The sequence below is a fragment of the Variovorax boronicumulans genome (assembly GCF_030812215.1).
Lineage (GTDB): Bacteria > Pseudomonadota > Gammaproteobacteria > Burkholderiales > Burkholderiaceae_C > Variovorax > Variovorax boronicumulans_C.
In genome coordinates this window covers 80,414-93,546 of sequence record NZ_JAUSSG010000013.1, presented here as the reverse complement: position 1 = coordinate 93,546, position 13,133 = coordinate 80,414, and the positions used below count along the sequence as shown (strand labels likewise).

General features: G+C 67.8%; 13 protein-coding genes. 5 read left to right on the top strand and 8 right to left on the bottom strand.

Annotated elements, in window-relative coordinates:
• The first annotated feature begins 45 nt into the window (after positions 1 to 45).
• Positions 46 to 384 carry a hypothetical protein gene (locus J2W23_RS28255; RefSeq protein WP_176661796.1) on the top strand — a complete coding sequence of 113 codons (339 nt, stop codon included), beginning with the start codon at positions 46 to 48 and terminating at the stop codon, positions 382 to 384.
• Between the two features lie 31 nt (positions 385 to 415).
• Here the strand turns inward: J2W23_RS28255 and aqpZ are convergent, their stop codons facing one another.
• Complete coding sequence (gene aqpZ, locus J2W23_RS28250; protein ID WP_176661797.1) at positions 416 to 1,123, bottom strand: aquaporin Z; 708 nt, start codon at positions 1,121 to 1,123, stop codon at positions 416 to 418.
• Positions 1,124 to 1,303: 180 nt separating this feature from the next.
• A complete protein-coding gene (locus tag J2W23_RS28245) occupies positions 1,304 to 2,314 on the bottom strand; it encodes a zinc-dependent alcohol dehydrogenase family protein (protein ID WP_307651110.1) in 1,011 nt (336 codons plus the stop codon).
• Positions 2,315 to 2,415: 101 nt separating this feature from the next.
• On the opposite strand from J2W23_RS28245, the gene J2W23_RS28240 reads away from it, so the two are divergent.
• Together J2W23_RS28240 and J2W23_RS28235 are read left to right on the top strand one after the other, a co-directional pair.
• On the top strand, positions 2,416 to 3,336 hold the full coding sequence (locus tag J2W23_RS28240) for a LysR family transcriptional regulator (RefSeq protein ID WP_176661799.1): 921 nt from the start codon (positions 2,416 to 2,418) through the stop codon (positions 3,334 to 3,336).
• 68 nt (positions 3,337 to 3,404) lie between these two features.
• Positions 3,405 to 4,442, top strand: coding sequence for an ABC transporter substrate-binding protein (locus tag J2W23_RS28235; protein ID WP_176661800.1), 1,038 nt, complete (start codon positions 3,405 to 3,407; stop codon positions 4,440 to 4,442).
• A 125-nt stretch (positions 4,443 to 4,567) separates the two neighbouring features.
• Here J2W23_RS28235 and J2W23_RS28230 read toward each other — a convergent pair whose 3' ends face one another.
• From J2W23_RS28230 to J2W23_RS28205, 6 genes are all read right to left on the bottom strand, one after another.
• Positions 4,568 to 5,251, bottom strand: coding sequence for a hypothetical protein (locus tag J2W23_RS28230; RefSeq protein WP_307651109.1), 684 nt, complete (start codon positions 5,249 to 5,251; stop codon positions 4,568 to 4,570).
• Entirely contained in the window at positions 5,248 to 6,087 is an 840-nt protein-coding gene (locus J2W23_RS28225) for a hypothetical protein (RefSeq protein WP_307651108.1), read from the bottom strand. The genes J2W23_RS28230 and J2W23_RS28225 overlap by 4 nt, the downstream gene beginning before the upstream one ends.
• On the bottom strand, positions 6,084 to 6,569 hold the full coding sequence (locus J2W23_RS28220) for a hypothetical protein (RefSeq protein ID WP_307651107.1): 486 nt from the start codon (positions 6,567 to 6,569) through the stop codon (positions 6,084 to 6,086). Before J2W23_RS28220 ends, J2W23_RS28225 begins: the two co-directional genes overlap by 4 nt.
• Before the next feature lie 7 nt (positions 6,570 to 6,576).
• Positions 6,577 to 7,236, bottom strand: coding sequence for a hypothetical protein (locus J2W23_RS28215; protein ID WP_307651106.1), 660 nt, complete (start codon positions 7,234 to 7,236; stop codon positions 6,577 to 6,579).
• Positions 7,236 to 7,847, bottom strand: coding sequence for a hypothetical protein (locus tag J2W23_RS28210; protein ID WP_176661802.1), 612 nt, complete (start codon positions 7,845 to 7,847; stop codon positions 7,236 to 7,238). Before J2W23_RS28210 ends, J2W23_RS28215 begins: the two co-directional genes overlap by 1 nt.
• Positions 7,848 to 7,912: 65 nt before the next feature.
• Positions 7,913 to 10,192: an SdrD B-like domain-containing protein gene (locus J2W23_RS28205; protein WP_307651105.1), complete on the bottom strand. Its 2,280-nt coding sequence runs from the start codon at positions 10,190 to 10,192 to the stop codon at positions 7,913 to 7,915.
• A gap of 283 nt (positions 10,193 to 10,475) precedes the next feature.
• Here J2W23_RS28205 and htpG point away from each other — a divergent pair, with 283 nt between their 5' ends.
• Positions 10,476 to 12,512, top strand: coding sequence for a molecular chaperone HtpG (gene htpG, locus J2W23_RS28200; protein WP_307651104.1), 2,037 nt, complete (start codon positions 10,476 to 10,478; stop codon positions 12,510 to 12,512).
• Positions 12,509 to 13,126: a hypothetical protein gene (locus tag J2W23_RS28195; protein ID WP_307651103.1), complete on the top strand. Its 618-nt coding sequence runs from the start codon at positions 12,509 to 12,511 to the stop codon at positions 13,124 to 13,126. The genes htpG and J2W23_RS28195 overlap by 4 nt, the downstream gene beginning before the upstream one ends.
• The last annotated feature ends 7 nt before the right edge of the window (positions 13,127 to 13,133 follow it).

Sequence of the window (13,133 nt, the reverse complement as noted above, 5' to 3'; positions counted from 1 at the left end):
CGATGGCACGAGACCGGAGACAACCTGCCCTCAGGAGCACCCACCATGCGCACTTCCTTCAAGCTTCTCGCCATTGGTTCCTTCGCTGCGCTCGCAGCGCTGGGCACCGTCAATGCATCGGCCGAAACGACCGATGGCTCCGACTTCCATCCGCTGCAGATGAACTCGCCAGAAAATCCCGAGGTCCAGGCGGGTGCGATGGCTGCTGCGCGTCCGAGCGGCACCGAGTCCGTCGGCCAGTCGACCAGCGCGCCCGCGATGCTGTCGAAAGTCTCGGACACCGAAGTGCAGGCCGGTGCCTTCGCCGCTTCGCACCCCGCCGGCACCGAATCGATCGGCCAGTCGACCGCGCTGCCGCTGGTGAAGTCGGCCAACGGCAGCTGATTTTTTCGGTCGACAACGGGAACGACGACGCTCAGTCGTCGTTGCCGTTGCTGAGCAAGGTGCGGTAGATCACTGCACCGATGATCGCGCCCACGATGGGCGCGACCCAGAAGAGCCACAGTTCCGACACCGCATAGGACGGCCCGAAGAGGGCCGGGCCCGTGCTGCGCGCCGGGTTCACCGACGTGTTGGTCACCGGAATCGAGATCAGGTGGATCAGCGTGAGGCACAGGCCGATGGCCAGGCCCGCGAAGCCGCCCGCTGCGCGCTTGGCCGTCGAGCCCAGGATCACGATCAGGAACACGGCCGTCATCACCACTTCGCACAGCGCGGCGGCATACAGACCGTACTTGCCGGGCGAATGCTCGCCATAGCCGTTGGTGGCGAAGCCGCCGATGTCGGCGCCCGGTTTGCCGGTGGCGATGAGATAGAGAATGCCGGCCGCCGCAATCGCGCCGAGCACCTGCGACACGATGTAGCCCGCGAGCTGCGATGCCTTGAATCGGCCCGCGGCTGCGAGGCCGATCGACACCGCCGGATTGAAGTGGCCACCCGAGATCGGCCCCAGCGCATAGGCCCCCGTCACCACCGTGAGACCGAAAGCCAGCGAGACCCCGAGCAGGCCGATGCCCACACCCGGAAAGGCCGCGGCCAGGACCGCGCTTCCGCAGCCTCCGAGCGTGAGCCAGAAAGTACCAATGAACTCGGCCGACCATTTTTTGTAGGTACTGTGTTCCATAACGCTCCATCCTGAAGTTGAGAAAGCGCGCACGGTCCAGAACCGGGCGCGGGCGCATTCTGAAACGAGAAATGAAGAGCGTCGAGTACCGCGTTGCAGCGAACGGAATCTCTTCACGGATCGCGCAAGTTTTCTGCGCTGCCGCAACTGCGTTGCATGTGAACGGAAGGATTCAATACTTCAAAGTGTGATGACGATCTTTCCGAATGCGCCGCGTTCCAGGTGGTCGAGTGCAGCGGGCAGCGCATCGAATTCGTACTGCGCCGCGATCGCCGGCTTGAGCGCGTTGAGGTCGATGGCGCGCACCAGGTCTTCGAGCGCGCGCCGATGCCCGACGCCGATGCCTTGCACCATCACCCGGCCGAGCACCATCGCATAGAACGATGCGCTCAAGGTCTCGCCGCCGAGCATGCCGATGATCGACACGCGCCCGCCCTGCCTTGCGGCCTGCAGCGAGCGATCGAGGTTCGGGCCGCTCGACAGTTCGAGCACGTGGTCCGCGCCGCGTCCGTGCGTGAGCCTGCGCACTTCCGCAGGCCAGTCGCCGTTTCGCATCAGCACGTGCGATGCGCCGAGCGCGAGCGCCTGTTCGCGCTTGTCCTCGCTCCCCGTCACCACGATGGCTTGCGCGCCATGCAGCCGCGCGAGCTGCAAGCCGAACAGCGCGACGCCGCCGGTGCCGTGGATCAGCACGGTCTCGCCCGCGCGCAGCGCGCCGGTCTCGGCGAGGGCGAACCATGCGGTGAGTCCCGCGCAGGGCAGCGTGCTGGCTTCGGCCAGGTTCAGCGTGACGGGCGCCGCGACGGCCCAGGCTGCGTCGATCAGCACATGCGAGGCGAGCATGCCCGGCCCGGGTCCGCCGGCGAGCACGGCGTCGCTGTGCCAGTGGCTGTCGATCCATCCGCCCCAGAAGGTGTTGACGATGCGGTCGCCCACTGCGAAGCGCTTGACGTCCGTGCCGGTGGCGACCACCGTGCCCGCCATGTCGGAGCCGGGCGTGAAAGGCAGTTCGAGCTTCATGCCCATGCCGTCGCGAATCATCAGCAGGTCGCGGTAGTTGAGCGACACGGCGCCCACCCGCACGAGGATCTGGCCTGGTCCTGGTGTGGGTAGCGGTGCTTCGACCTGTTCGAGATGGGCGCGGCCGAATTGGGGAAGCTGCCAGCGGCGCAGCGTCTGAGGTTCTTGCATTGAAAAGGCTCCACGAAAAACAGCGAAGCCTTGATGCTATTGACGATGAAAACTATCCGGTGGTGGATAATTTTCTTCAATATGGCGCCTGAAAGTATCCAATGAGCCAACGCCTTCAGGGCATCGAGGAGTTCGTCGCGGCAGTGGAAGCGGGCAGCTTCGCGCTTGCGGCGCAGCGATTGCATGTCACCCGTTCGGCGGTTGCCAAGAGCATTGCGCGGCTCGAGGCGCGGCTGGACACGCGCCTGTTCCTTCGCACCACGCGCAGCCAGAGCCTCACCGAGGAAGGCCATGGCTACTACGAGCGCTGCCGCCGCGCGCTGGCCGAGCTGGACGCGGCCGAAGCCGTGACCGACGTGGCGCGTAGCACGGCCGCGGGGCTCGTGCGCATCAGCATGCCGGCCATGCTCGGCCGGCTCAAGGTCGGGCCGCTGCTGCTGGCACTGGCGCGTCGGCATCCGGCGCTGTCGCTGGAACTTGCGTTCAGCGACCGGCGCGTGGACCTGGTCGAAGAGGGGCTCGATCTCGCGATCCGCAGCGGCGAGCTGGCCGACACGTCGGAACTCGTCGCGCGCCCGGTCGGCGTGCAGTGGATGGTGCTGTGCGCTGCGCCTGCGTACCTGGCCGAGCGCGGGCATCCGCGCGGCATCGAGGCGCTCACCGCGCCGCAGACGCCGCACGAGGCCGTGCTCTATGCACGCGACGGACAGGTTTCGACATGGCACTTTCACGGTGCCGATGGCCGGCTCGTCGATGTGACGCTGCCTTCGCGCCTGCGCTGCGACAGCGCCGAGGTGCTGCTCGAAGCAGCCATCGGCGGCATGGGCCTGGCGCGCCTGCCTGCGTGGCTCGCTGCGGAGGCGCTGGGCGCCGGCACGCTGGTGCGCGTGTTCGAGGAGCCGAGGCCTTTTGGCTTCGAGCTGAATGTGATCCGCTCGCGCAGCCGCTACCTGCCGTTCAAGACGCGCGTGGTGATCGACTGGCTGGCCGAGCACCTGCCGCCGCTGCTGGTCGTGCCGTGATCGCTGCGATCTGCAAGCTGGGCGCTATCCTGCGTCTTCGAACCACAAACCCTTCCGAGGAGAAGCGCATGCGCCCCTTTGCCACCTGGAACATCGCGGCCGCCGCTGCCTTCGCGGCGCTTCTCCTGTCGTCGCAGAACGCCGCCGCGCAGGGCACGGTCAACGCGCTGTGCAGCACCGACGCCGGCTGGTGCGAAGCCGCCGCCGCAGCCTTCACGCGCGAGACCGGCATCAAGGTGCAGCAGGCGCACAAGGGCACCGGCGAGATCGGCGCGCAGCTGCGCGCCGAGGCCGCGAACCCCAAGACCGACATCTGGTGGGGCGGCACTGGCGACCCGTTCCTGCAGGCGGCCGAGCAGGGCCTGCTCGAGCCCTACAGGCCCGCCTACATCAACGACCTGCACGACTGGGCGGTTCGGCAGTACGCGCTGTCGCAGAACATGGTGGGCGGTTTCTATACGAGCGCGATCGGCTTCGGCTTCAACACCGACGTGCTCAGAAAGAAGAAGCTGCATGAACCGAAGTGCTGGGCCGATCTGGTCAAGCCCGAATACAAGGGCGAGATCGAGATTTCGCACCCTGCATCGAGCGGCACGGCCTACACCATCATCGCGGGCCTCGTGCAGCAGATGGGTGAGGACGCGGCCTTCGACTACCTGAAGAAGCTGCACAGGAACGTGACCAGCTACACCCGCAGTGGCCAGGCGCAGGCGCCCAACGTGGCCAAGGGCGAGGTGGCCATCGGGGTGAGCTTCATCTTCGGCTTCGAGCGCTGGCGGTACGACAAATTTCCGGTGAAGACCGCCGCGCCCTGCGAAGGCACGGGCTACGAGATCGGCGGCATCGCGCTCGTGAAGGGCGCGCGCAACAAGGAGAACGCGAAGCGCTACTACGACTGGCTCATGAGCCCGAAGGGCCAGGCCATCGGCGGCACGGTGGGCAGCCTGCAGTCGCCGGCCAACAAGACCTTCAAGCCCGATGCGCGCATTCCGTCGATGGCCGACGTGAAGCTCATCAAGTACGACTTCCAGAAGTACGGGCAGGCGTCCGAGCGCAAGCGGCTGATCGATCGCTGGACGCGCGAAGTCGAATCGCAGCCGCGGTAAAAGGCTTCCCCCCAGGCTTCGCGCACTTCGTCTCGCTTCTCCTTCCCCCTCGCGGGGGGGGCTGCACCAGCGGCTCGGCGAAGCCGGTTCCGCAGTGTTTCGCGAAGGGATGCGTGCCTCGCGGATCAGGGCGTGCTGGCCGTGAACGTGACCGTGCCGCTGTAGGTCCCGGCGGTGCGGCTGGCCGAGTTCAGGTACGAGAAGGTCCAGTTCGCGTTGCGCTGCGTCACCAGGTTGCTGAAGCTGGTGCCGACAACGTTCACAGGGCTGCCCGTGCCGCTATTGGGGATCGCCGGCGCGGGCAGGTTGGCGTCACTGGAGGCGATCGTGATTTCCGACAGCGGAATGGTGTTCGCGCCATTGGCGAGCGGCGCCGTCGCGGTGGCACGCAGGGTGACCTGCCCGGCATTGCTGCGCACCTCCACGGGCAGCATGTTGCCGTTGGGCGTGACCGTGAAGCTCGGCGCCGCGCCGCTCCAGTTCACCGCCATGTTGTTGCCGGCGGCGGGCGTGGTGGGAACGCCGGGAATCGAGGGCGTGAGCGTGAAGGTCACGGTGCTGGGTGAGCCGCCGGGCGTGGGGAGGTCGCCGTTGCCGATGCGAAAGAAGATGAACTTCTGGATGCCGATCGTGAAGTCCAGGCTTGCCTGTGTGCTGCGCGGAACGTTGGCGCTGGTGGCCGACGTGCTGGAGTCGGCTTGCGCGACGGGCATCGTCGCGGCGATGCCCGCCGTGCAGGCGATCGTCGCCATGCCGCGAACTGCGGCGCGGGCGGGGCGGGTGCGCCGCATGTCCGCGCGCAGTGTCACTTGAGCTCCGCCTCCACCTTGAAGCTGCCCTTGTCCCAGTCCAGCGCGCCGCTGGTCTTCACCGGATAGACGGGCTCCGGCGCGGGCTGGCCGCTCTCGGCCTTGGGCATCAGCGCGAGCGTGCGGGTCTGGCCCGGCAGGATCGGCGTGCCCTCGGGCACCAGCTCGAAGGCGCGGCCCTTGCTGTCGGTGGCGTCCAGGCTGCCTTCGAGGCGGCCGTGCGCGTCGCCGGTGTTGGTCACGGTCACGACGGTGCGGCGCTTGCCGCCGGCCACGCTGCTGGCGATCTGCTTCATCTCGAGCTTGGGCTCGGCGCCATCGAGCATGAGGTACACCGCCACGGCGATGCGCCCCGTCACCGGCAGGCTCAGGCTGGCGCCGCCGCCCTGGATGAGGGTCTGCTGGGCAGGCTCGGTGCCCTCGATGGCGATCATGAAGCGGCACTCGCCGCGCGGGGAGCCCGCCGGCGGGTCGATCTGGAAGCGGAACGATTTCTTGCCGCGCGCCGGCACCGTCACGCTGCGCCGCTCCAGCGCCACCCAGGGCCGGCAGCTGCCGGGCTGCAGCTCGTCGTGGTAGGTGATGTTGCCGTCGGCCGAATAGCTCCAGTCGATGGTGCGCACCGACACCTCGGTGGGAGCCGACGCGAGGTTGTGGATGTCCAGCGACTGGCCCAGGCGCACGCCGCTCTTGCCCGACACCTCGAAGCGCGAGGGGGAGACGGCGATCTCGAACGGCGCGGCCGTCGCGGCGCCGACGCAGGCCAGCAGCAAGAAGAAAGAGGAAGCGCGCAGCCATTGCGGCAGCGTGCGGGTGTGAAGCAGAAACTTGTTCATGGCAGGGTCTCGATTTCGAAGATCGATTCAAAGCTCAGGGAGGCGCCCGATGGCAGGCGGAGTTCGCGCGGATCGATGCGCAGCGTGAGGTCGAAGGTTTCGATCATCCACGCCGTGGCGACGGTGCCGCTCCAGACCGGCACGCGCTCGCCCGGGCGGGCGGTGCCGCTTGCGAAGGCGCCGTTGCCGCGCCATTGCACCTGCAGGCCCGAAGGCGAGCGCAGGCCGGGAATGCCCGGGGGAATCACGTAGAAGATGCGCGCGCGCCGGCCGATGTAGGGTGCGGTGGCGAGCCGGTATTCGATGCGCCCGAACGGCAGGTTGAAGCTGGTGCCGTCGATGGATTGCGCGTTGCGAAAGTCGGTGTTGACCTGGGCGCGGGGCGAGGTGGAGTCGTCCAGCCGGGCGACCAGCGCGCCGGCGGGAAGCGCCAGGCACAGCAGGAGGCCGGCGCATGCGGCGGTTCTCAGGAGGGCGTGCATGCGTGCGTCACTCCATGGACGCCGTGAAGCGCACGGTGCCCTTGTAGTTGCCGGCCGGGTAGACGACGTCGTTGTCGTAGCTGAACTGCAGCCGCGTCGCGTTCATCGCGTTCGACTGGTAGGTGTAGCCCAGGCAGAAGATGATCCAGAACGAGCAGAAGGTCGCATTGGCGTTGAAGCTCGCGATCTGCTGGTTGCTGGTGTCGTTGAAGCGGCCGTTCTGGATGTCGCCCGAGGCGGCGTTGCCGTTGTTGCTGGCAACCCAGCTGATCTGGCTGAAGGGAATGATGGTGCTGCCGCAGCCGCCCGACTGGCAGGAGAGACCCGCCACCGAATCGACCTTGAGCGTCACCGGCCGTGCCGTGCCCGACGACGTCGCAGGCCGGATCGGCGTGACCGAGACGTCGATGGTCTGCGAGCCGGTCACAGCCGTGGGCGTCTGGCCCACGTTGGTGCCGGTCACGTTGAAGGCCACGGTATCGACGCCGCTCAGGGAGCCGACCCGCAGCGAAATGGCATAGACGCCGCCGGAGTCCGACACCGTCGTGATGACCGCGCCGGCGGGCATGGCGGCACCCGCCGCCAGCACCGCAGCCCCGAGCAGGCCGCGCCACCGGCGCCGTGCCTTGCGGACGGCTCCGTCGACGTGCGCTGCTCGCAAATGCATCAGATGCCCTGTGCGGTGTAGGTGATGGTGGTGGTGTACGTGTTCGCGGCCCAGCTGGCCGGTGTGCCACCCAGAGCGTACGTCCATGTGCCCGTGGCCACCTGGTTGGAGGGGAACGACGTCGAGGCGCAGGCACCGAGGTTGGCGCCCGGGTGCGGCAGCGTACCGGTCGTCGCCACCGTGAAGTTGGCGTTCGTCGGGCCGCCCGTGGCGTTCCATGCGGCCACTGCGCAGTTGATGGTGCCGGCGCCGGCGTTGGTCCAGGCGTACACGGTGAGCGCGCCGGCGGCGGTGGTGGTGGTCACCGTCGGGGCAGCGCCGCTCCAGTCCACGTTGGTGTTGGCGGCCGTGGCCAGGGGAGTGGTCGGCGTCGCGCCGGGGATGCTCAGGGCCGACGTCCAGCTCACCGTGTCTTGCGTGGTGTTGGTTGCGCCCACGCGCAGCAGGATGAGCTTGGGCACGACCACGCTCAGCTTGACGTTGGCCTGCGCGGTGATGGTGCCGGTGCCCGTGCCGTATTGGCTTTCGGCCACGGCGGCGCCGCCGGCGAAGAGGGAGAGGGCTGCCACGGAAATGGCGAGCATGCGATGGGCGATGGAACTGCGGATCATGAAATTGCCTTGGTTGAAAAAATGATGAAGGGAGACACGAAAAAAAGACCGGGGAAACACGTCGCTCACTCGCCCACCTTGACCACGGGGATCTCGGCGGTGGCCTGGCCACGCAAGGGAACATTGACGCTCACGCCGCTGTCGCCGGCCGCACCCCAGGGGAGCGGCACGCTGTCGAGGGTGAGCGTCAGTTGATGGCGACCGGTCGTCACCAGCGGGAATTCGAAACGGCCGTCGCGGTCGGTCGTGGTGCGGTAGCGGCCGTCCAGCTGCACCTCGACGTTGGCGACGCCGCCTTCGCCGGACTGCTGCATGCCATCGCGGTTGGCATCGAAGAACACGCGCCCCGCGACGCTGCCGCCGCCCGCGCCGGTACCGCTGCCGCGCATGCCGGCGGTCTGGAAGGCGGCGCCCGCGCTGCCCTCCCAGCGCAGGTAGATATAGGCGGTCTTGTCGTTACTGCGGTAGAGCTGCGGGCCGGAGATCGACGTCGGCACCACGGCGGCGCGCGCCTGGTTGAAGCTGGCCGCGAAGCCGATGCGCCAGCCCTTGGCGAGTTCCTTCTCGGCCGTGAGCGAGCCCGAGAGGCCGCGGCTCGTGTAGAGGCCGCCGCTTTGCGAGGTGTAGCGCAGGTTGCCGGCGATGTTGAAGCTGCTGGCGAGCCAGTAGCGGAACTGCACGCCCGCCGTGGGGTAGTTGCGCGCCACGCCGCCGCTCTTGTCGTGCGCGTAGCCCAGGGTGGTGGTGAGCTCGGGGCGCATGTTTTCGTAGCGTCCGCCGACCCAGTCCTGCTCCCACTTCACTTCCTGGCCGGTGGCCGCCTGGTCGCCGAGCACGATCAGCTCGTTGCGGCGTACCGTGAGGCTCAGGCGGCTGCGCGGCAGGCCGAAGAAACGCGTCTGATAGAAGGCGTTGCCATAGAGGCTGCGCGAGTCGGCACTGCTGCCGCTGGCCGATGCGCGATCGGCCTTTTCATAGCGCGTCTGGTAGACGCTCACGCTGCCGCCGGCCGACGTGTTGCGATCGAACAGGTACTGGAAATTGCCGTTCGCACCGGTGCGGCTGTAGCCCGAGAGATTGAAGTTGGCGTCGGGCTGCGCGCGCTCGTGGTCGAGGCCGACGCCCCAGCTCATGCGGCTCGTGTTGCGGTCCACGCGCCAGTAGGCGCCGCGCGTGCCGGCGGCCACGGCGTAGTCGCCGAAGTACAGGTTCGGCTTTGCCGTGTAGGCGCCGAACTCGTGGCGATAGAGGCCGGTGCGCGCGCTCGCCTCGACGAAGAGACCCTGCGAATCGCCGGTGGCGACGCCCGGCGCCTGCGAGCGGGTGCGGCTGCCGAGCAGCGTGGCGCGGGCCTTGAAGTCGCCGCTCTGCGCCACCTCGCGGCCGTAGCCCAGCGACGTGGCCCAGCTCGTGACGCTCTTCGCGCCGAAGCCCTGGCCGGTGAGCGGGTCGATGTAGTAAGCCGGAATGTCGCGCGCCTGGTCCAGCTGCGCGGCGGCGAACCACTTGTCGCCCAGGCGCTGCGTGAGGCCGAGCCAGCCGAGCGTGCCCTGGTTCTTCTCGAAGCCGGGATACGGGCCGCCGGTCAGGGCGCCGCGTTCGCCGAAGCCGGCGCGCAGGTCGGTGCTGTTGTTGAAGATGCGCGTCGATGCGCCGCGCACCGTGGTGCTGCCGAGCGAAAGGCGGTAGTTGCGGCCCAGGCCCTCGGTCAGTTCGCTGTAGATATCGCCCACCGCGCTGTCGGCGAAGGTCTCCGGGGTGATCGGAAAGCCGAGGTTGCGCAGCGTGATGCGGCCGCTGGTCGCATCCCGCGCATAGCCGAGCGATCCGATGCTGCTGCCGCTCGCCAGGCTGTTGCCGCTCAGGTGGCGGCCGTCGGCCTGCAGCACGAACTCCCCGTAGTTGAGCGTCTCGCGGCGGTATTCGAGGCGCTGGCCGAACTCGGTCGCGCGCTGCCGGCCGTAGCCCGACGCCTTCGAATCGCCGAAGCCGATGCGGCTCTCGACCAGCCAGGCGCGAAAGCCCTGCGGCTGCTCGGCCTCCCCGGTGGCGTCGTCGGCGGATGCGGTGCCGGCTTCCGATGCGCTCATGAAGTTGTCCTGGTAGGCCTTGGGAGCGGCCTCGATGAGCGCCTTCAGGCGTGCCTGCTCGGCCTGGGCGCGGTCCATCGGCTGGATGCGGGCATCAGCCACGGCGGCTGGTACGGCCGCCGCCTTCTCCGGGGCGGTCTGCGCCTGCGCAAGACAGGCGAGCATTGCTGCGCAGCCGGCACCCAGCCGCGCGACGACAAGGCGCCACGGCATTCCGGCCGGGCCGGCGGCAATCGACAGTGCCACGCTCGTCATCGAACAACATCTCCGTTCCTTTGGGCAGTGCGGCCCCGGTTGCAATCACAGGGTGCGGAGAGTAGTGCACAAATGTTAATTCTGGTAACTTGTATGAGGCAAAAGTTCACACTTTGGAGGCTTGTGCCAAATTGCTTCGAGCCGACCGTGAAAAGCTGCGCCCCGTCGCCAGCGCAAGTGTTGTTTTGGGAACACTGCACCCCCAGCTGAAGAAGTTCGTGCTGCGTCGTCTTTCGGTCGCCGCGCCGACTTAGAATTTTTTTGATCTCGACATTTCTCTCTCATGGCTGACTCCTCCAACACCAAACTCCCGTTCCAGGCCGAAGTCGCGCAACTGCTGCACCTCGTCACGCATGCGCTCTACTCCAACAAGGAAATCTTCCTGCGCGAGCTGATCTCGAACGCGTCCGACGCGTGCGACAAGCTGCGTTTCGAGGCGCTCGACCACCCCGAGCTGTACGAAGACCAGCCCGACCTGGACGTGCGCCTCTCGTTCGACAAGGCCGCACGCACCATCACCATCACCGACAAGGGCATCGGCCTGTCGCGCCAGGAAGCCATCGACAACCTCGGCACGATCGCCAAGAGCGGCACCAAGGACTTCATGAGCAAGCTGAGCGGCGACCAGAAGGCCGACGCCCAACTCATCGGCCAGTTCGGCGTGGGCTTCTATTCGGGTTTCATCGTGGCCGACAAGATCTCGGTCGAATCGCGCCGTGCCGGTTTGCCGGCCGAGCAGGGCGTGCGCTGGGTCAGCGGCGGCGCCGGCGACTTCGAGGTGGCCGACATCACCCGCGCCGAGCGCGGCACGAGCATCACGCTGCACCTGCGCGACGACGCCGACGAATACCTCAACGCCTGGAAGCTCAAGCAGATCGTCGGCAAGTATTCCGACCATATCTCGCTCCCGATCCTCATGGAAAAGGAAGAGTGGAAGGAAGGCGAGAACGACCAGCCCGGCGACATGGTGAAGACCGGCGAGTGGGAAACGGTCAACAAGGCCAATGCCCTCTGGAGCCGTCCCAAGAAGGACATCACGCCCGAGCAGTACGAAGAGTTCTACAAGAGCATCAGCCACGACTACGAGGCGCCGCTCGCCTGGAGCCACAACCGCGTGGAGGGCAGCACCGAGTACACGCAGCTGCTCTACATCCCGGCCAAGGCCCCGTTCGACCTCTGGAACCGCGACAAGAGCGCGGGCGTGAAGCTCTACGTCAAGCGGGTCTTCATCATGGACGACGCCGAGGCGCTGCTGCCGAGCTACCTGCGCTTCGTGAAGGGCGTGATCGACTCGGCCGACCTGCCGCTGAACGTGAGCCGCGAGCTGCTGCAGGAAAGCCGCGACGTGAAGGCCATCCGCGAGGGCAGCACCAAGCGCGTGCTCTCCATGCTGGAAGACCTGGCCAAGAAGCAGAAGACCTCGCCCGAGAGCGGCGAAGGCAAGATCGACGTGGGTTCGGGCGAATCGGTGCCGGCCCCCGAGCCGACCGAAGCGGTGACGGATGTGGTCGACAAGAACGCGCCCACCGCCGCCGAAGCCGCCGCCGCTGCGGCGGATGAATCGGGCAAGTACGCCAAGTTCTACGCCGAGTTCGGCGCGGTGCTCAAAGAGGGCCTGGGCGAGGACATGGGCAACCGCGACCGCATCGCCAAGCTGCTGCGCTTCGCGTCCAGCACCAGCGATGCCGTGACCGTGAGCTTCGCCGACTACAAGGCGCGCATGAAGGAAGGCCAGGACGCGATCTACTACATCACGGCCGACACCCTCGCCGGTGCGAAGAACAGCCCGCAGCTCGAGGTCTTCAAGAAGAAGGGCATCGAGGTGCTGCTCATGACCGACCGCGTGGACGAGTGGGCGCTCAACTACCTCACCGAGTTCGACGGCACGCCGCTGCAGAGCGTGGCCAAGGGCGCGGTCGACCTGGGCAAGCTGCAGGACGAGGCCGAGAAGAAGGCCGCCGAGGAAGCCGCCGAATCCTTCAAGCCGCTGCTCGAGCGCCTGAAGGCAGCGCTCAAGGACAAGGCCGACGACGTGCGCGTGACCACCCGCCTGGTCGACTCGCCCGCCTGCCTCGTGGTGCAGGACGGCGGCATGAGCACCCAGCTCGCGCGCATGTTGAAGCAGGCCGGCCAGCCCGCGCCCGACCTGAAGCCGGTGCTCGAAGTCAACGCCGAGCACGCGCTCGTGAAGAAGCTGGAAAGCTCCGAGCACTTCGACGACCTCGCCAACATCCTCTTCGACCAGGCGCTGCTCGCCGAAGGCGGCTTGCCCGCCGACCCAGCCGCCTACGTGAGGCGCGTCAACGCGCTGCTGGTGTGACGGCCCGGCCGCGCACCCTTCGTGCAGCAGCCGTCGTTCCGGCGGCGCTGCTGACGATGCTCCTGGTGAGCGGCTGTTCGCACTATCACATCGGCATTCCGCTGGTCCCCGGGCTCTCGCTCGGGCTGGGCGCCACCAAGGACGGCAATTTCTCCGTCGGGCTCAACACCGGCTGGGGCCCGCTCGGTGCGGGCGTCTCGGTCAACAACACCGGCGTGGTGGCCGGCACCGCGGGCGTGGGTGTCGGCGTCGGCATCGGGCCGATCGGCACCGGCGTCGGCGTGGGCAAGAGCGTGGTGCTGCACGATCCCAACGCGGGGAAGGCCGGGTACGCGCCCGTGGGCGGCGCCGCACCGGTCACCACGGCGGCGGTCGGGGCCACGGTGCCGATTTCCGGCACCTCCGGCGTCACCGGTGCCACGCCCGTGGCGCTGGTTCCGCCGGCTGCACCGGTCACCGTCACCAAGGGCGGCGTGACCCGGCCGGTTGCCGCCCCGGCACCGCAACAGCAGCAGCAACTGCCTGCGGTGCGCGTTTCCTACAGCACACCGGCCCCTGCTGCCGCCGCTCCGGCCGGCAGCCTCGGCACGCCGGGCAATCCCGTCGCGCCTTGATGGCCGC

What these genes read in the sequence shown, in the direction of transcription:
- J2W23_RS28255 (WP_176661796.1), top strand. Translation starts at nt 46, where the DNA reads ATGCGCACTTCCTTCAAGCTTCTCGCCATTGGTTCCTTCGCTGCGCTC.
- aqpZ (WP_176661797.1), bottom strand. Translation starts at nt 1,123, where the DNA reads ATGGAACACAGTACCTACAAAAAATGGTCGGCCGAGTTCATTGGTACT.
- J2W23_RS28245 (WP_307651110.1), bottom strand. Translation starts at nt 2,314, where the DNA reads ATGCAAGAACCTCAGACGCTGCGCCGCTGGCAGCTTCCCCAATTCGGC.
- J2W23_RS28240 (WP_176661799.1), top strand. Translation starts at nt 2,416, where the DNA reads ATGAGCCAACGCCTTCAGGGCATCGAGGAGTTCGTCGCGGCAGTGGAA.
- J2W23_RS28235 (WP_176661800.1), top strand. Translation starts at nt 3,405, where the DNA reads ATGCGCCCCTTTGCCACCTGGAACATCGCGGCCGCCGCTGCCTTCGCG.
- J2W23_RS28225 (WP_307651108.1), bottom strand. Translation starts at nt 6,087, where the DNA reads ATGAACAAGTTTCTGCTTCACACCCGCACGCTGCCGCAATGGCTGCGC.
- J2W23_RS28220 (WP_307651107.1), bottom strand. Translation starts at nt 6,569, where the DNA reads ATGCACGCCCTCCTGAGAACCGCCGCATGCGCCGGCCTCCTGCTGTGC.
- J2W23_RS28215 (WP_307651106.1), bottom strand. Translation starts at nt 7,236, where the DNA reads ATGCATTTGCGAGCAGCGCACGTCGACGGAGCCGTCCGCAAGGCACGG.
- J2W23_RS28210 (WP_176661802.1), bottom strand. Translation starts at nt 7,847, where the DNA reads ATGATCCGCAGTTCCATCGCCCATCGCATGCTCGCCATTTCCGTGGCA.
- J2W23_RS28205 (WP_307651105.1), bottom strand. Translation starts at nt 10,192, where the DNA reads ATGACGAGCGTGGCACTGTCGATTGCCGCCGGCCCGGCCGGAATGCCG.
- htpG (WP_307651104.1), top strand. Translation starts at nt 10,476, where the DNA reads ATGGCTGACTCCTCCAACACCAAACTCCCGTTCCAGGCCGAAGTCGCG.